17 protein-coding genes and 1 pseudogene are annotated in these 17,080 nt (G+C 33.6%); 8 read left to right on the forward strand and 10 right to left on the reverse strand.

The features are described 5' to 3' along the window. Positions 1-767, forward strand: a 767-nt coding sequence (locus HMPREF2706_RS02095) for a malate:quinone oxidoreductase (RefSeq protein ID WP_176746158.1), incomplete at its 5' end; no start/stop codon positions are given. Positions 768-1,070: 303 nt separating this feature from the next. On the opposite strand, the gene HMPREF2706_RS02100 is transcribed toward HMPREF2706_RS02095, so the two are convergent. Beyond that, on the reverse strand, positions 1,071-1,595 hold the full coding sequence (locus HMPREF2706_RS02100) for a VOC family protein (RefSeq protein WP_002434905.1): 525 nt from the start codon (positions 1,593-1,595) through the stop codon (positions 1,071-1,073). 249 nt (positions 1,596-1,844) lie between these two features. Between HMPREF2706_RS02100 and HMPREF2706_RS02105 the strand changes: the two genes are divergently transcribed. Then, positions 1,845-2,360, forward strand: a complete 516-nt coding sequence (locus HMPREF2706_RS02105; RefSeq protein WP_030058860.1) for a YceI family protein — start codon at positions 1,845-1,847, stop codon at positions 2,358-2,360. A gap of 167 nt (positions 2,361-2,527) precedes the next feature. Here HMPREF2706_RS02105 and HMPREF2706_RS02110 read toward each other — a convergent pair whose 3' ends face one another. Further along, positions 2,528-3,505 carry an SMP-30/gluconolactonase/LRE family protein gene (locus HMPREF2706_RS02110; RefSeq protein ID WP_030058858.1) on the reverse strand — a complete coding sequence of 326 codons (978 nt, stop codon included), beginning with the start codon at positions 3,503-3,505 and terminating at the stop codon, positions 2,528-2,530. A gap of 414 nt (positions 3,506-3,919) precedes the next feature. On the opposite strand from HMPREF2706_RS02110, the gene HMPREF2706_RS02115 reads away from it, so the two are divergent. After that, a complete protein-coding gene (locus HMPREF2706_RS02115; protein WP_030058856.1) occupies positions 3,920-4,882 on the forward strand; it encodes an oxygen-dependent tRNA uridine(34) hydroxylase TrhO in 963 nt (320 codons plus the stop codon). A gap of 125 nt (positions 4,883-5,007) precedes the next feature. Beyond that, on the forward strand, positions 5,008-5,646 hold the full coding sequence (pcp, locus tag HMPREF2706_RS02120; RefSeq protein ID WP_070862174.1) for a pyroglutamyl-peptidase I: 639 nt from the start codon (positions 5,008-5,010) through the stop codon (positions 5,644-5,646). Between the two features lie 174 nt (positions 5,647-5,820). Here pcp and HMPREF2706_RS02125 read toward each other — a convergent pair whose 3' ends face one another. Then, positions 5,821-6,390, reverse strand: a complete 570-nt coding sequence (locus HMPREF2706_RS02125; RefSeq protein ID WP_064212290.1) for a tubby C-terminal domain-like protein — start codon at positions 6,388-6,390, stop codon at positions 5,821-5,823. A 155-nt stretch (positions 6,391-6,545) separates the two neighbouring features. On the opposite strand from HMPREF2706_RS02125, the pseudogene HMPREF2706_RS02130 reads away from it, so the two are divergent. Both HMPREF2706_RS02130 and HMPREF2706_RS02135 read left to right on the forward strand, forming a co-directional pair. Next, positions 6,546-7,011 (forward strand): annotated as a pseudogene (locus HMPREF2706_RS02130) (bacillithiol transferase BstA). A gap of 178 nt (positions 7,012-7,189) precedes the next feature. Next, positions 7,190-8,608, forward strand: a complete 1,419-nt coding sequence (locus HMPREF2706_RS02135; protein ID WP_030058848.1) for an anion permease — start codon at positions 7,190-7,192, stop codon at positions 8,606-8,608. A 75-nt stretch (positions 8,609-8,683) separates the two neighbouring features. On the opposite strand, the gene rarD is transcribed toward HMPREF2706_RS02135, so the two are convergent. The 5 genes from rarD to HMPREF2706_RS02160 form a co-directional block, all read right to left on the reverse strand. Next, positions 8,684-9,586 (reverse strand): EamA family transporter RarD, encoded by a 903-nt coding sequence (gene rarD / locus HMPREF2706_RS02140; protein WP_030058846.1) that lies wholly within the window; start codon positions 9,584-9,586, stop codon positions 8,684-8,686. Between the two features lie 175 nt (positions 9,587-9,761). Then, positions 9,762-9,971: a zinc ribbon domain-containing protein gene (locus HMPREF2706_RS02145; protein WP_002434976.1), complete on the reverse strand. Its 210-nt coding sequence runs from the start codon at positions 9,969-9,971 to the stop codon at positions 9,762-9,764. 96 nt (positions 9,972-10,067) lie between these two features. Next, positions 10,068-11,057, reverse strand: coding sequence for a DUF418 domain-containing protein (locus HMPREF2706_RS02150; protein WP_030058843.1), 990 nt, complete (start codon positions 11,055-11,057; stop codon positions 10,068-10,070). 209 nt (positions 11,058-11,266) lie between these two features. Beyond that, positions 11,267-11,776 (reverse strand): YfiT family bacillithiol transferase, encoded by a 510-nt coding sequence (locus HMPREF2706_RS02155; RefSeq protein WP_030058842.1) that lies wholly within the window; start codon positions 11,774-11,776, stop codon positions 11,267-11,269. Between the two features lie 155 nt (positions 11,777-11,931). After that, positions 11,932-12,747 carry a LysR family transcriptional regulator gene (locus HMPREF2706_RS02160; RefSeq protein WP_070862164.1) on the reverse strand — a complete coding sequence of 272 codons (816 nt, stop codon included), beginning with the start codon at positions 12,745-12,747 and terminating at the stop codon, positions 11,932-11,934. Between the two features lie 125 nt (positions 12,748-12,872). Between HMPREF2706_RS02160 and HMPREF2706_RS02165 the strand changes: the two genes are divergently transcribed. Continuing rightward, positions 12,873-14,021, forward strand: a complete 1,149-nt coding sequence (locus HMPREF2706_RS02165; protein ID WP_030058840.1) for an MFS transporter — start codon at positions 12,873-12,875, stop codon at positions 14,019-14,021. A gap of 2 nt (positions 14,022-14,023) precedes the next feature. On the opposite strand, the gene HMPREF2706_RS02170 is transcribed toward HMPREF2706_RS02165, so the two are convergent. Both HMPREF2706_RS02170 and HMPREF2706_RS02175 read right to left on the reverse strand, forming a co-directional pair. Then, on the reverse strand, positions 14,024-14,518 hold the full coding sequence (locus tag HMPREF2706_RS02170; protein WP_030058838.1) for a MepB family protein: 495 nt from the start codon (positions 14,516-14,518) through the stop codon (positions 14,024-14,026). Positions 14,519-14,560: 42 nt separating this feature from the next. Continuing rightward, positions 14,561-14,983: a MarR family winged helix-turn-helix transcriptional regulator gene (locus HMPREF2706_RS02175; RefSeq protein WP_030058836.1), complete on the reverse strand. Its 423-nt coding sequence runs from the start codon at positions 14,981-14,983 to the stop codon at positions 14,561-14,563. Between the two features lie 224 nt (positions 14,984-15,207). On the opposite strand from HMPREF2706_RS02175, the gene HMPREF2706_RS02180 reads away from it, so the two are divergent. Beyond that, positions 15,208-16,866: an FAD-binding dehydrogenase gene (locus tag HMPREF2706_RS02180; protein WP_049326423.1), complete on the forward strand. Its 1,659-nt coding sequence runs from the start codon at positions 15,208-15,210 to the stop codon at positions 16,864-16,866. Positions 16,867-17,080: the final 214 nt, after the last annotated feature.

The following is a 17,080-nucleotide window of genomic DNA, read 5'->3' on the forward strand; positions in this document are numbered from 1 at the left end:
GTGGTGGCGCTATTCCACTATTACAAAAAACTGGTATCCCTGAAAGCAAACACCTTGGTGGATTCCCTATTAGCGGTCAGTTCTTAATTTGTACTAACCCTGAAGTCATTAATGAACACGACGTTAAAGTATATGGTAAAGAACCACCAGGCACACCACCAATGACTGTACCTCATCTTGATACGCGTTATATTGATGGTGAAAGAACATTATTATTTGGTCCGTTTGCGAATATCGGTCCTAAATTCTTAAAAAATGGTTCTAACTTAGATTTATTTAAATCTGTAAAACCATACAACATTACAACACTACTTGCATCTGCAGTTAAAAATTTACCTTTAATCAAGTATTCAATCGACCAAGTATTGATGACAAAAGAAGGTTGTATGAACCACTTACGCACGTTCTACCCTGAAGCTCGTGACGAAGATTGGCAATTATACACTGCAGGTAAACGTGTTCAAGTTATCAAAGATACGCCTGAGCACGGTAAAGGATTCATTCAATTCGGTACAGAAGTTGTGAACTCTGAAGATCACTCAGTTATTGCATTATTAGGAGAATCACCAGGAGCATCAACTTCAGTTTCTGTAGCGTTAGAAGTTCTAGAACGAAACTTCGCTGACTACGAAAATGAATGGAAACCTAAATTACAAAATATGATTCCTTCATATGGTCAATCACTTATAAATGATGTTCAATTAATGAGAGAAACTCGTAAACAAACATCAAAAGATTTAGAATTAAATTATTATGAATCTAAATAATTAACCCTTTCCCTGTAAAATATAAAATATTAAAGTCCTTACTTGGGGCTCTCCCCTGACCCCAAAACCCTTAATAAATATTGTAAAAGTTAGAAGTAACAAAAAGTTGAAACTAAATTAACCTTATTTCCCCTACCCCCTTCAAAGAGAGCCACTTTGAAGGGGGTTTTTATGTATAGTTTGATAATCACTAGTTATACACACTCATTCTTTTACTATCTATAAAATTATTTTTTATAAAAATAAACTGAGACAGATGAACTATCTCAGTTTCACATAATAAAAAGTTAAAATTAATACATATTATTCACTTGGCGTAAAGAGTTCCGCTTCATTATCTGGAGGATAATAAAATCCATTTGGAACGGTTTGTAATTCAATGAGACTTCCCCATGGTGTTTTAACATATACTGTTTGATTCCCTTCGGTGTCTTCATATCTCGTATTACTATGAGGCTCAGAAATAAGTTCTCCACCGGCTGATCTTACTTTGGCTACAGCCACTTCAAAGTCATCTACATAAAACGATAAATGTGTATAACCAATATCTTGAAGTGCTTCAGGTTTTCGTTGCTTTGCATTTTGGAATTCAAACATCTCAATATTTGGACCATTCCCAAATACCATCATCCGTTTATGTACGATTTGAGCACCTTTACTCATGCCCAATATTTTTTCTACATCTTTACCACCACGTGGTTTCTCATCTTTTCTTTGACTATCATAGGCAATCTTTCCGTCTAAACCCTTTTTGAAGAATTCAGTGGCTTCCTCTATATCCGGTACAGTTAAACCAATATGATTGATACCTCTTGAGATATCTTTCATATTTCTTCACCTCTTTAGAAATTGTTTATCACAACGAATATTCCCTAGATAATAAAGTTTTACACATCTCTTTTTATAAAAATAACAGCTAACAATGACTCAAAATGGGTAAATGTTTAATAGAAGTTATTTTTCAAAAATGAGTATATTGAGAACTTATTGATTGCAACTTGAGCAAACGATGTTATAATAATTATATCAGGTATAATTATTATACTTAAAAACTTATGAAAAAGGGGTAATGTAATCATGACTCAATTCACATTTGATCAAGCACATAGTGATATTCAATTCCAAATCAAACATTTAATGGTATCTAAAGTGAAAGGTACTTTCTCCCAATATGATATTCAATTAGATGGAGATATTAACGACTTAAGTTCACTTAAAGCAACTGCAACTATCATTCCAAGCTCAGTCGACACGCAAAATGAAGATAGAGATAATCACTTGAAATCTGGTGACTTCTTCGCAACAGATGAAAACGACAAATGGACATTTGAAACAAAAGAAATTTCAGAGAACAAAGTAACGGGCGATTTAACTATTAAAGGTGAAACACACGAAGAAACTTTCGATGTTGAATTTAATGGTATTAGTAAAAATCCAATGAACGGTTCACAAGTAACAGGATTTATTGTTACAGGTACAATTGACCGTGAAAAATATGGCATGAGCTTCAACCAAGCATTAGAAACTGGTGGCGTAATGTTAGGTAAAGAAGTAAAATTTGAAGCATCAGCTGAATTCAGTTTAGAAGATTAACAAAATGAACATATCCATCATTTTATCTCTTAAATAGTAAAACACAATTATAAATGAGTTAAACCCCTCACTATCATCGCTTATAGTGAGGGGTTGTTTATTGAAAGGCTATCACCCGACTTCTTATTTATATCTTTAATCATTAACTTGTTCTTAAAAATTTGCATCTATTGAAACTGATAACTTTGATGACCTTTTGCAAATCCATTGACCGTATAAATCATTGAACCGCCTTCAGAGTTATTCTCAATATCATTTGTACAAATTAACAATTGATTTGTACCTGGAATAAATTGTGGATGCGTTGAACGTAGCATTTTACCTTCATCACGGCCTGGCATTAGGATCTGACCAATTGGGTAACCCTTTTTATTAAAGACTAAGACACGACCTTGACCATACATTGCCACATAAAGGTTATCATCACTATCGATACAACATGAATCTGGCCCTTCATGACCTGTGAAGTAATATGGAATCGTTGCGCCAAATGGTGCAATAGTCACACCATCTTCTTCTAATTCAATACGATGAAGACGATTTGTAGTTGTTTCAGTCACCCACAATACGCGTTCATCAGTACTTAATGCGACACCGTTTGCAACTGAGATATTCTGTATCACTGGTGTAATTGTCTTGAAGTCTGGTGATACATAATAAACACCGCCTAGAGGATTTGTTGAGTATCCTCTGAAATCAGTGAAGTAGAAACCACCCTTACTATCAAATACCATATCGTCAATACAGTATTCTGTGCTTAATTCAGAAACAATTTCTTCAAATTGTTCGCCTTCTTCAGTAGTTGAGAAAATACCACCTGTCGTCTTAAAGTCGCCTAAATAACATATAAATAAACGTCCATCTTTATGAACTTTAATAGCTGCTGGATTCGCTTTTTCAGACACGAATGGTCGAGTCACTTCTTTGGTAGATGTATTCACTTTAAAAATATTACCTTCAAAGACATCTAATAAGAATAAATTGCCTTCGCGATTGAAATTTAAGCCTTCTAATTGTAATCCTCTATCCGAAATTTTAACCCAAGGTTCTGCAGTCACTGTTTGCAACTCATTTTCAGACACTATTGGTGCAACACTTGCCGATTTCCCTGTATATTTTAAAGTTGGTAAATCTTGAATAGCCATCGTCTAATCCCCTCTTTCTCTCATTTAAACTTTGATACCATTTTATAAGAACTCAACTTAATTGTCATTAGAGCGGTATTATAACGGTTATTTTTATATTTTATTTTCTTAAAAAATGTCGCGATATTTGATTGCATTTTCAAAAAATATCAACTTTAACAATGATTTATAAGCTAGCATATTGAAACTATTTATCATTTTGGTACAATATTATAATGGAAAAAATGTAAACAGTATTAATATCAGACTTTAGACAAGCCCTTTTACCACTCATCAACGTTTTATGCATTTCGACTTCTCGATTGAGAAGGATTTTCTAACAGTTTGTTTATGTCATGTTAGTTTGTCTACAAAATAATATTTATAAATCATCGCCCCATATATAGAGAAGAAATAAAAGAGGAGAATGTAAGAATGGATTATAGAGTACTTTTATACTATAAATACGTAACAATTGATGACCCAGAAACATTTGCGTCAGAGCACTTAGAATTCTGTAAAGAAAATAATTTAAAAGGTAGAATCTTAGTTTCTACAGAAGGCATTAATGGTACTTTATCTGGTACAAAAGAAGACACAGATAAATATATCGAACATATGCATGCGGATGAACGTTTCGCTGATTTAACATTCAAAATTGATGAAGCTGAAGGTCATGCATTCAAGAAAATGCACGTTCGACCTAGAACAGAAATCGTTGCTTTAGGTTTAGAAGATGATGTAGATCCACGCGTAACTACAGGTAAATATTATTCACCTAAAGAATTTAAAGAAGCTTTAGAAGATAAAGATACTGTTATTTTAGATGCACGTAACGACTACGAATTCGACTTAGGACACTTCCGTGGTGCAATTCGTCCTGATATTACACGTTTCCGTGATTTACCAGATTGGATTCGCAACAATAAAGATCAATTAGATGGTAAAAATATCGTGACATATTGTACTGGTGGTATCCGTTGTGAGAAATTCTCTGGCTGGTTAGTTAAAGAAGGCTTCGAAAATGTAGGCCAACTACATGGCGGCATTGCGACTTACGGTAAAGACCCTGAAACTAAGGGTGAATACTGGGATGGTAAAATGTACGTTTTCGATGAACGTATAAGTGTAGATGTTAACCAAGTTGAGAAAACAGTTATTGGTAAAGAGCATTTCGATGGTACACCATGTGAACGTTACATCAACTGTGCTAACCCAGAATGTAATAAACAAATCCTTGTATCTGAAGAAAATGAAGAAAAATACTTAGGCGCATGCTCATACGACTGTGCGAAACATGAACGTAATCGTTATGTTGCAAAACATGATATCAGTAATGAAGAATGGAATCGTCGCCTAGAGAACTTTAAAGACGTTCCTGAGCATGCCCACGCTTAAGTCATCATTGAAGTGTTTATATGCCAACTTCGCTATCCTTACATAGGTGTAGCGGAGTTGTTTTTATGTGAAAAATCATTTTAAAATGGAACTAAATGATTGAATTTGAGAGTGAGGCGTTGAGTTTGAAAATATTAGTAACTGCGTTTGATGCATTTGATGACGAATCCACAAATCCTGCTTTAGAAGCCGTACATCGTCTTGATACGCACATCGGCGAACATGTCATCACTAAATTAGAAATTCCCACCGTCTTTCATGAATCTAAAAACGTAATCTGTAAAGCGTTAAAAGAAGACACTTATGACGTTGTTCTAGCAATTGGTCAAGCTGGAGGTCGTTTCGAAATTACACCTGAGCGCGTAGGGATAAACATTGATGATGCTCGTATTCCAGATAATAAAGGCAACCAACCTATTGATAAAGTAATAAAAGAAGACGGCGCGCCGGCTTATTTCTCAAATTTACCTGTTAAAAAAATGGTAGAAGCTATTAAAAGAGCAGGAGTACCTGCCAGATTATCAAATACTGCGGGTACGTTTGTATGTAATCATATATTATATCAACTAGGTTATTTAGCAGATATGTCTTATCCAGACTTACTGTTTGGTTTTATTCATGTACCTTACATTCCAGAACAAGTTACTGATAAACCTGAGAAACCATCAATGTCTATCGATACAATCACGAAAGGATTAACCTCTGCTATCAAGGCGATATCACGAGAAGAAGATATTAAAGTTGCTATGGGTGAGACGCACTAATTGTATTTATGATATTAAAATAAGCGATGAATGCCTATTTTTATGATGGCCTTCATCGCTATTTACATTTTAGATTATCTTTAAGCGGTAGGTACGTTCCACTCTACAACCAAGCCTGAATAGGCTAAGCCCCCACCAAAATCAAACTACTCATGGTACTAATTTTCACCCATCCTATATAATTGGGGAGCCAGTAGTATCTGGATTAAATGGATTCAGAATACTGTGCGATACATGAACATTCGCGAAAGAATGCAAAATTAATATAAATAATAAATGATTCTTTTCATATAACTCACTTTTCCCCTCAACATATGCATAGTCACCATTTTGTTTCCAACTTGCGATTTCTTTATCTTGTTTAGAATCTTTTATCACTGTATATTTATTCACGTCTGAATGAATATTGAGGATTCTACCATCAAATTTCAATATTCCATAAGTTTCTCCACGACCATTACTTTGCTTATCAAATAAAACTTGTGATTCCCCGTTATTTGAAACATATGTAACATCAAAACACTTTTGCGCCATTATCGTTTTTACTTTGACACTCGCTTTTACATCACCATTATGATCATAAATTACGAATCGATTAAATTTAAAACCTAATGTAAAAAAACTAACCAACCGTTGAAAAATATTATTAAATTTTTTCTGAATGGTACCGACTATTTTTCCAGAATCATCTTTAATATCAGAACTTTTCGTTGAGAAACGATTTCTCTTAAAGTATTTATACATCATTTCACCTATATTCCTTTTGTTTACTTTTATAATAAACAAAGTCTACATATGAATTCAAATAGCTTCGTTATTATATGCGTAGTCATTTTTAAAAGCGGGTAGACACATGTTGCAAGCAATTTTTTTAGAAATCACTTGAAAGGGTGTATAAAATGACTAAAACTGTTTATGACGTTATAGACTTTGGTGTAAGTTATATTAGAGATGTTTATGATAAATGGGATGTTATGAAAGTATTAGATAAAGATGACAGTGTCTTCCCAAATACACTACATTGGCAATATGGTCACGTACTAACTGTGTTTGAAGAAGCACTCGCAATGGGTAATCAAGAAGTTATTGATGTTGATAAATATAGTAAATTGTTCGGAACTGGAACTAAGCCATCAGATTGGGGATATGATGAAGTTCCTTCAATCGAAAGCATTTTAAATGACATTAAAACGTTACCTGAAAGAGCTACACATTTAACTGATAAAGAGCTCAAAAAAGAAATTGACCAGCCTATCGCAGGTTGTAAAACAGTTAGAAGAACTTTTAGTGCTTAATGCATTACACATCCCATTACATGCAGGTAAAATTGAAGAAATGACTCGTGTTTTAAAAGCTGAACAATAATGGTATTCATCCGATAGCTAAATAATTAAGCTATCGGATTTTTTGATTTTCACAAGTATAGTGATTTTATTGATAATCTTTCTCATTAATATTCTTTTAGGTCTGTACATCTCATTTACAGAAGACTATGATTGAAATGTAAAAAGTTTAATTTGAGATAGAAAGAAGGAAAGTGACGATGGAGAATACGGTTAAATATCGTAAATTCATACTTCCAATTGTTGTAGGATTGATTATTTGGGCACTCACCCCTTTTAAACCTGATGCTTTAAATGACCAAGCTTGGTATATGTTTGCAATTTTTGTGGCTACAATTATCGCATGTATCACGCAACCTATGACAATCGGTGCTGTATCTATCATTGGCTTTACGATTATGGTACTCGTTGGCATCATGGATACAAAATCAGCTGTTGAAGGTTTTGGTAATAGTAGTATCTGGCTTATCGCTATGGCCTTTTTCATTTCAAGAGGGTTTGTTAAAACAGGACTCGGCCGACGTATTGCGCTTCAATTCGTAAAATTATTTGGTAAGAAGACGCTAGGTCTTGCTTATTCCCTTGTAGGTGTAGATTTAATTTTAGCACCAGCAACACCTAGTAACACTGCTCGTGCAGGTGGAATAATGTTCCCTATCATTAAATCTCTCTCAGAATCATTTGGTTCAACACCTAAAGACGGCACTGAGAGAAAGATGGGTGCATTTTTAATATTTACAGAGTTCCAAGGTAACCTTATTACGGCAGCTATGTTCTTAACTGCAATGGCAGGTAACCCTATCGCTCAAAGTTTAGCTGAGAAGACCGCTCATGTTCATATTACCTGGATGAATTGGTTTGTTGCAGCTATCGTTCCTGGTCTTATTTCACTAATAGTTGTCCCATTCATTATTTATAAAATGTACCCTCCAACTGTTAAAGAAACACCTAACGCTAAAAAGTGGGCTACTGATCAATTAGAAGAAATGGGCAAAATTTCATTAGCTGAGAAATTTATGATTGGGATTTTTATCGTAGCGTTAATACTTTGGATAACTGGTAGCTTTATCAATATTGATGCGACGTTAACAGCCTTTATCGCGTTATCTCTTCTCTTACTTACAGGCGTATTAAATTGGAAAGATATATTAAATGAAACAGGTGCCTGGAATACACTTGTTTGGTTCTCGGTACTCGTATTAATGGCAGATCAATTAAATAAATTAGGATTTATTCCTTGGTTAAGTAAACTCATCGCACATAGTTTAGGTGGCTTTAGTTGGCCAATCGTGTTAGTTTTACTCATTCTATTTTTCTTCTACTCACACTATTTATTTGCGAGTGCAACTGCACATGTCAGTGCCATGTATGCCGCGTTACTTGGCGTTGCAGTAGCAGCTGGTGCGCCACCGTTATTCAGTGCATTGATGTTAGGTTTCTTCGGTAATTTACTAGCCTCAACTACGCACTATAGTAGTGGTCCAGCACCAATTCTTTATGCTTCTGGCTATGTATCACAGAAACGTTGGTGGCTTATGAACCTTGTACTCGGTATCGTTTACTTTATTATTTGGATTGGATTAGGTTCATTATGGATGAAATTAATTGGAATGATGTAATTTTTGAACATGATAAAAAAGAATCGCTCAAATGAGCGATTCTTTTCTTATTTAATATACTTTTTAACGAAGCGTTTATTTCGCAATTGGATTTCTCTTAATATTCATATATTGCGAAATACTATATAGAATAATTCCAATCCATATAAATATAAATGTAATTAATTGATGGACATCAAACTTTTCTTTAAAGACGAAAATGCCGAGAATAAACATAATTGTTGGTCCTACATACTGAATAAAACCTGTAAGTGATAATGGTATACGTTTCGCTCCTGCTGAGAACAATATTAGTGGGATTGCTGTTACTGCCCCTGAGAAGACAAGCCAAAATGACGACATATTAAATCCAAACGTCATGTGATGTTGTTGCCATAAGTAGATAACATAAATTATTCCCGCTGGCGCAGTGACAATACATTCTATCGCTATACTGCTAATCGCATCGATATGTACAATCTTTTTAAGGAGTCCATACAAACCAAATGATAAGGCGAGCATGATAGATACGAATGGAAATTCCCCTATTTTAATAGTCATATAGAGTACACCGATTAATGCAAAGATGATGGCTAACCATTCAAATTTGTTAAATCTCTCTTTTAAGAAAATGAGCGCTAGCACGATACTGACAAGTGGATTAATATAATAACCTAAACTTGATTGAAGTACATGCCCATTTGTTACTGCCCAAATAAAAGTTCCCCAATTTATCGTGATTACATATCCCGCTACAATAATTGCTACAAGTTGTACAGGATGTGTAAATAATTGATTCACATCTCTAAGGAACGCCTCTCGTTGTTTGCGCCCTACTACAAGCAGAAGAATCATAAATATCATTGAGAAAATAATTCTAAAAGCAAGAATTTCAAATGCACCAATATGATCTATAAGTTCCCAATAAATAGGGAGTATCCCCCATAAAACGTAAGCACCTAACGCAAAAAATATTCCCTTTTTATACTCAGATGTCATTAGAAGCCCCCTCACTTTATGTAAAATAAAAAATGAGCGTTATTTCAGCTCATTTTATAGTATGCTTATTTAGTTTACTAATTCTTTACTATGAATGATACAAATCTGTTTAAAGATATTTGGTAAAAAATGAATTTTAATTAATAACGCATGAGATTTGGATTCAAAAAAATGATTATCCCCCAAAGAATAAGTCTATGAAGTCACTTGCACGGTTAGCACTTTCTTTGTAAAACTCGGTATAACCACAATTCGTACATGTGATTGTTTTAAAGTTATTGTGCTGAACATCAAACATTTTCGATAAACCTGATCCTGTAGCAGATAGTGTTCCTTCTTCTATTTCCGTATGACCACACTTCACGCAACCTTTTTCTTCAGTCATTTTTATTCCCCCTTAATTCTCTTATTAATTAACCTATTACACATTGAAAGGTTTATGAAACACTATTCTTCATAGGGACTGTATGAATTAGTTTTTTTAGCGACTTTTTACTTTCTTAGGTACATTTTTATAGGTCCATTTACGCCACAACGCTTCAAGAGGGCCTTGACGATAACGTTTAAGCCACCAATGTGTCACTAACATACTTATTATGAGGATAGGTAGCGCAATACAGATTGATTGAATTGGTGTTGGATGATTATATGGGAACACAAATCTTATAAAGAAATATAGTAATAACATTTGAGCCATAAAATTCGTAAACGCTGTTTTACCTAACTTTTCAAAAGGTACTAAAAGACGTTGAACACTCTCTTTATCAGTAATGAATAATAGTATTATGAAGTAAATGAGCGTTTGGAATGGTGTGACTAAGTCTTCTATATTCATCCATGATAAATTAGAACCAATATACTTTATTCCGATTAAAACAATAATAGCTGCTAAGCAAATAAGGAATGTATTTAAGAAAAACTTACGATGGTGCTTAAATCTATAAATCATACCACTTTGTGACATGTACATCCCAAATAGCATCACTGCCATTGCATCAATTAAATATAAGTTGGAATTCGTATCTACAAATGTCATGATATTGATGCTTAATAGTGTAAGAATTGAAATCCATAAATTATAGCGTGCTTGAGGTAACAAGAATAACCACATGATGACAGCGCCACATATTGCATATTCTGCGTATGGTAATGATAAAATCATACCAAAGATACCTACAACAAATAGAAAGAGTAAACGTCTAAACATCAGCTTTAACGGTGAAAGTGATTTTTTACGCGCATTATTCATAAATATGCCCATTCCGATACCAAATAATAAAGTAAACAACATAATAAAACGTCCATCTATAAATAGTGAGAAAAATTGTTTAATCATATAATCTAGACTTGTAAAATGAGGTTTCTTTTCATCTTCGAAAATGGGCAATACTTCTGAAACATTTGCAAAAAGAACGACTGAAATCGCTATGCCTCGAATAATATCTAACTCAACTATACGCTTCTTATCCATAACATAACCTCCTTATCTTTATGATAGGAGGCTGAAAAATTTCGTGCATTTACCTAATCTTACATTTTGCAGTTAGTTTCTTTCATAGATGAAAGGTTTGTTCAAAGTGCGTCTAAACAAGAGTAATATTAATACATCATTGTAATAAGGATAAGACAATATTGTCCCATCCTTTTGACTCTCGTTATATTATTAGACAACCCTCTGTCTTAATTTGAAAGTGCAATTTTAATGTGTTCTAGATGATGACGCTCATGCCATGATAATTTAGCCAATAAGAATGCTACGGTTAAGTCATCTGTTCCCTCTAAATTAACTTTCCTTTCAAGGTCCGAGTTTGATACGTTTTCACCAATAGCAACAACACGTTGATTTAGGGCATCTAGTAATTGTATAGAAATTTCGATAGGTAAACTTGAGTCTGCTAAATCCACCCACTGATTTTGGTCAAACTCAGGTGCTGATGGGTGTTCCTCAGTTAAAGCTAACTTTAAGCGGCTAAATAATTGCATTTGAGAGTCTGCAATATGATGTACAAGTTGTCTGACTGTCCAACTACCTTCTCGATATTTTTTAGTTAGTTGCTCATCTGATAGGTCATCAACAACATTTTTTAGTTGATCAATATATGTTTCTACTTCACTCATCCATTGTTTCACATCAACTAAAGTTACTTTGTTCGGTAACTCTAATTCTCCTATAGGAAATCTAACATCCATATCCTCCACCCCTTTTCATAATTACACATCTAGTATAAGGAATAATTTGAGCGAAAGAAAGATTACACTTTACCGAATAAGGCATTTATCATAGATATAATTTTCATTAAAACTTTTGTATAATGTTTGCTTTTACGCTGAAATCTTTGTATAAACTAATTGCTTAATATCTCATTTACATACGCGTTTAACGATTCACTAGATGATATGAGACCTATTTCACGTACGTATTCTTCAAGCTTTATATAATTAAGGTTATCACTTACCTTATCCAAGTATGATTCTGGTAAAAGAGTTATACCTTTATTTGCAGAGACATTGGCTAAAATTGTCTCAAAATAATCGTTGTAAACTAATAGATCTTCTTTAATTTTTAAAACTTTGTTTAAAAAATGCAGTGTGTCACATGGTAGTGTTTGAATGTAAATTCTTTCATTACCAAGATTTAACAAAGAATTATTCAACTTTTCTCGTCTTTCAGAATAGACTATGAAGTAATCTTCTTCATAAAACTTTTGAGCATAAAAGTTCTTTATCGACATGTTACCGATATCGCCAATAGCTACATCTATTTCTTTAATTTTTAATGATTCTATCAAGCTAGCTGTATTATCATTAATTATATATTGAAAATTCAAATCCTCAGTTTCTTCAATTTTTTTAATATTATGTGGGTTAATACTCGGAAGTAATCCTACTTTTATGTCTCTTTTGTTTATCTGTAAGTTACTAATTTTTACTTTTTCAACTTCTTCATAAATTTTATTTAGTTTCTCTAGTATTGATTGACCTTCTTTAGTTAAGAACACACCTTTTCTGTTTCTTATGAATATTTGTTGATTTAATTCATTTTCGACTGAAGTAACTCTTTTTCGTATTGCAGGCGTGCTGATATTCATTACCTCTGATGCTTTGTTAAAGCTATTATATTTAGCCACTTCCAATATATCTCTAATATAATCTGTCTCCATATTAATCCCCTTGAAACTTTTAGTTAATACACCATGAAACTCTTTTATTATTCCAAGTTTTATATTTAAATACTAACCTTAATTTACATTATTAAAAACTATTTAGTTTTGCACAGGAGGTTATTATGAAGAAAATACTAATATTAGCCTTGGGAATGTTTTCATTAGGTATGGATACTTATATCGTCGCAGGCTTAATCCCTGAAATGAGTAGAAGTTTAAATCAATCAAGTACTGCAATCGGACAAGGTGTAACAATATTTACACTTGTATTTGCAATTTCTGCGCCATTATTTTCTATCTTTTTAGCTAAAATTAATGTTAAGCAAACACTTATATTCGCTCTAATCATCTTTATTTTTGCGAACATCATGACATCTTTGGCAGTTAATTTACCTATTTATCTCTTGGCAAGAGCAATTGCTGGATTAGGTGCAGGCATCTTTTCTCCAATGGCAGTTAGTACAGGCAGTCAATTAGTAGAGAATAAAAATAGAGGGAAAGCTCTTGCGACTGTGGTTGGAGGCATGAGTATAGGTACTGTCATCGGGGTACCTTTAGGTATCCAAATATCAAATTTAAGCTCTTGGAGAGTCACTTTATTATTTATTGTCTTAATAAGTACCCTAACGTGTGTACTTATAGCTATTCACTTTAGAGCAATATTTGCCCCAACTCCACCAAGTATCAAAGAAAGATTTAAGCTATTTATACATCCTCATATTATTCGAATAATGACAGTTACAGTGTGTGCAGCAATCGCTAGTTTAGGTTTATATACCTATTTAAGTAAAATTGTTGAACATTATCAAAGTATCTATTCTCTTACTACTTATTTGATGTTGTGGGGTATTGGAGGCTTGATAGGAAGCTTTAGTATCGGGTTTATTATAGATATGTTTAAGTTTACTAACCTAATTGTGCTAAGTATAATGATACTTCTTTTATTTAGCTTCATACTTCTACCTATCTCAATCCACACACCTATCGCGAGCTGCCTCCCTTTTTTACTTTGGGGCGCTATGGGTTGGGCTACACAGGCTCCTCAACAACATATACTTATTAAAAATTATAAAAGTTATGGTGAGACTGCAGTAGCATTAAATAGCTCAGTTAATTACTTGGGAAGTAGTATTGGATCAGCTTTATGTGGTTCATTATTATTTATCACTCACAATATAAACATGCTAGTTTATCTATCTATTTTTATTTGTGGTATTGGTTTATTAGTCCAACTAACAAATATATTAATAGATAAAAAGCAGTCATTTTAAATTCATATCTCCCCATATAACCTTAATATAGTCTGTTTATCAATGTTTTCCGTTAAGTCTATAAAATATTTACTCTGCCATGCTTGCGTTTTTAGGGCAGTAGAATTTAAGTGTGTAACCCAACTAGGATAAACTCTAAAGGCCATTTTACCTTTCTTAAAATGATTACTTAATATCTCTCGTTTTAATAATTCATCTTTTGGAAAGATAAATTGGCCAAGTTTGTCCTTATCAATCACATTTACTATTAATTTCTCAGGAAAATTAGCATACTCAAATGGTTGATTAACTGACATCGAATCTTTAGTCCATAATGTTACGAAATATCCCTGTTTTTTATTCGTTTTCTTAGCTAATCTGCTTTTACATTTTATATGATTAATACTCAAATCAAGTGCTTCATATTCTTTATTCCATTTTTCATTAGCATATATTTCAAAGTTTATATTTAAATTTCTCACTAAATCTTCCATCAATTGAACAGACTTAAATGTCATTTACAGTCGCACCTTTTGTTTAATAATTAACGCTATTATGACTTAAGATAAATTAGCACGTTTAGCTCTTTGTATTTGTCGTTCAATACTTTCGATATCGACTTTGCTAATTAACTTTCTATAATCTTTCATGAGTTGTTGAACAATAGAATTGCCTTTGCCTGTAAGATAAATATACGTCGCACGTTGATCTTCATCACTTATATCCTTACATATTAATGCTTTCTTCGGAGATCGCAGTCGATCTATGAGACGCGACATCGCACTCTGACTCAATTTCACTTCTTTTATTAAATCATTAATTTTATACTTTTTGTCTTTCGCTTTATATAATTCATGAAGTACATAGAACTCTCTTAAACTAACACCATAGTTTTGTTTGAAATTACGCTCAATCATGTCCTCGATGTATCGAAAATATTCTGTAACTTCAACCCACTCGTCTATTCCGTTGATTTGTGTCATTCTTGCACCTCCATTGATGTCTTTAGTTGGTTAATTCTTATTATACATTGTTGCTTCTTTTGTAGAAATAAACATGGATTATTTTATTCATTTGAAAATGAAGTTCACAATAGTGGTGTTCATTTTCATATAAAGGTTATACGTCAAGGGAACTTAATGATAAAATATGTGTTAACTTGTGCATATTACATATAAAAATTGAAAATTTATAAAGGAGTATATTCATGACTAAAACTGTACATATCATCGGTGCCGGTTTAAGTGGTCTCGTAGCTGCAACGGAACTTCTTAAGAAGGGATACCATGTGACTTTAATCGACCAAGAACCTAGACAAGCTATTGGTGGCCAAGCATACTGGTCATTCGGAGGCTTATTCTTAGTCAATTCAAAAGTGCAACGTCGTTATGGTGTCAAAGATTCTTATGAATTAGCACTCAATGACTGGTTAGGCTCAGCACAGTTTGACCGTCTTGATGGAGAGGACTATTGGGCTGAACAATGGGCAAAAGCTTATGTTAAATTCGCAACATATGAAAAGGAAGACTACTTAAATCGTATGGGCGTTAAATTAACTCCAATTCTAGGTTGGGCTGAACGTGGTGGCGCTTCAGCATCGGGTCACGGTAATTCAGTTCCTCGTTTCCATATTACATGGGGAACAGGCCCTGGACTTGTAGAACCATTTAGTAATTATGTCCTTCAACAAGAGCAAGAAGGTCGCGTCACTTTCTTACCTAGACATCAAGTCACATCTATCGACATTGAAGATAATCAAGTACGCCATATCTCTGGGAATATTCTCGAAGATAGTGATGTTGAACGTGGCACCCCTTCCTCTCGACAAGTGATTGATACATTTTCATATGATGTCGAACATCTTGTTATTACATCAGGCGGTATTGGGGCAAATATCGAATTAATTAAGAAGTATTGGCCTAAACGTCTAGGCCAAGCCCCTGAACATATGATTCAAGGTGTGCCAGACTCTACTGATGGACGTTTGATTGGTATTTCTGAAAATGCAGGCGTCAACATCGTTAATAAAGATCGTATGTGGCATTATACAGAAGGCGTTAAAAACCATAGTCCAATTTGGACTCAACATGGGATTCGTATCATTCCTGGTCCTTCATCAATGTGGTTTGATGCTGAAGGACATCGTATGTCTGCACCAGATTATCCTGGTTTTGATACTTTACACACGTTGGAAACTATTATGAAAACAGGATATGACTATTCATGGTTTATTTTGACTGAAGATATCATTAAAAAAGAGTTTGTGTTATCAGGTTCAGAACAAAATCCAGATTTAACTAACAAAGACATTCAGTTGTTAATTAAAGAGCGATTAAGCAAACAAGCGACTTCACCAGTGAATGCATTTATGGAAAAAGGTGAAGACTTTGTGGTTGCCGATGATTTAGGCACGCTCGTTAAGAAAATGAATGAACTCGTAGATGATGATCTTTTAAAATACGAAGATATTAAAGCTGAAATTAAATCACGTGATTTGCAAATTACCAATTCATTTAGTAAAGACCCTCAAGTAGCATTTATTCATAATGCACGACAGTTTTTAGGAGATAAAATTGTACGAACTGCAAAACCTAAACCTTTCCTAAGTAATCAAAGTGGTAAATTAATTGCAGTAAAACTTAACATTATTAGTCGTAAAACACTAGGTGGTATTCAAACCGATTTAGATGGACGTGCTATCAACCAACAACGTGAACCTATACAAGGATTATATGCTGCTGGTGAAGCATCTGGCTTTGGTGGCGGTGGTCTTCACGGTTATCGTGCACTTGAAGGTACCTTCTTAGGTGGTTGTATCTTTAGTGGTATTAGAGCTGCTGAAGGTATCGATAAACATAACTTATAATATTTTGAAATCAAGGTTACTCATTTAGGATATGGGTAACCTTTTTTTAGGTTTTATACTCCTCGAATTTTTACTCGCAATTTTATTTCTAATTTAAGATAATAGTGAAATCAACGATGCGAAAAACCGAGCGATAAATAGCATACATAATGGACCATAAAAAGCGTATTGTTAATTTACTCAACAAAGTGAGATTTAACAATACGCTTAATCA

It is taken from the genome of Staphylococcus sp. HMSC067F07 (genome assembly GCF_001837405.1).
Classification (GTDB): domain Bacteria; phylum Bacillota; class Bacilli; order Staphylococcales; family Staphylococcaceae; genus Staphylococcus; species Staphylococcus capitis.

Coding starts and splice junctions, on each gene's coding strand:
- HMPREF2706_RS02100 (WP_002434905.1), bottom strand. CDS start 1,595: ATGAAAGATATCTCAAGAGGTATCAATCATATTGGTTTAACTGTACCG.
- HMPREF2706_RS02105 (WP_030058860.1), top strand. CDS start 1,845: ATGACTCAATTCACATTTGATCAAGCACATAGTGATATTCAATTCCAA.
- HMPREF2706_RS02110 (WP_030058858.1), bottom strand. CDS start 3,505: ATGGCTATTCAAGATTTACCAACTTTAAAATATACAGGGAAATCGGCA.
- HMPREF2706_RS02115 (WP_030058856.1), top strand. CDS start 3,920: ATGGATTATAGAGTACTTTTATACTATAAATACGTAACAATTGATGAC.
- HMPREF2706_RS02125 (WP_064212290.1), bottom strand. CDS start 6,390: ATGTATAAATACTTTAAGAGAAATCGTTTCTCAACGAAAAGTTCTGAT.
- HMPREF2706_RS02135 (WP_030058848.1), top strand. CDS start 7,190: ATGGAGAATACGGTTAAATATCGTAAATTCATACTTCCAATTGTTGTA.
- rarD (WP_030058846.1), bottom strand. CDS start 9,586: ATGACATCTGAGTATAAAAAGGGAATATTTTTTGCGTTAGGTGCTTAC.
- HMPREF2706_RS02145 (WP_002434976.1), bottom strand. CDS start 9,971: ATGACTGAAGAAAAAGGTTGCGTGAAGTGTGGTCATACGGAAATAGAA.
- HMPREF2706_RS02150 (WP_030058843.1), bottom strand. CDS start 11,057: ATGGATAAGAAGCGTATAGTTGAGTTAGATATTATTCGAGGCATAGCG.
- HMPREF2706_RS02155 (WP_030058842.1), bottom strand. CDS start 11,776: ATGGATGTTAGATTTCCTATAGGAGAATTAGAGTTACCGAACAAAGTA.
- HMPREF2706_RS02160 (WP_070862164.1), bottom strand. CDS start 12,747: ATGGAGACAGATTATATTAGAGATATATTGGAAGTGGCTAAATATAAT.
- HMPREF2706_RS02165 (WP_030058840.1), top strand. CDS start 12,873: ATGAAGAAAATACTAATATTAGCCTTGGGAATGTTTTCATTAGGTATG.
- HMPREF2706_RS02170 (WP_030058838.1), bottom strand. CDS start 14,518: ATGACATTTAAGTCTGTTCAATTGATGGAAGATTTAGTGAGAAATTTA.
- HMPREF2706_RS02175 (WP_030058836.1), bottom strand. CDS start 14,983: ATGACACAAATCAACGGAATAGACGAGTGGGTTGAAGTTACAGAATAT.
- HMPREF2706_RS02180 (WP_049326423.1), top strand. CDS start 15,208: ATGACTAAAACTGTACATATCATCGGTGCCGGTTTAAGTGGTCTCGTA.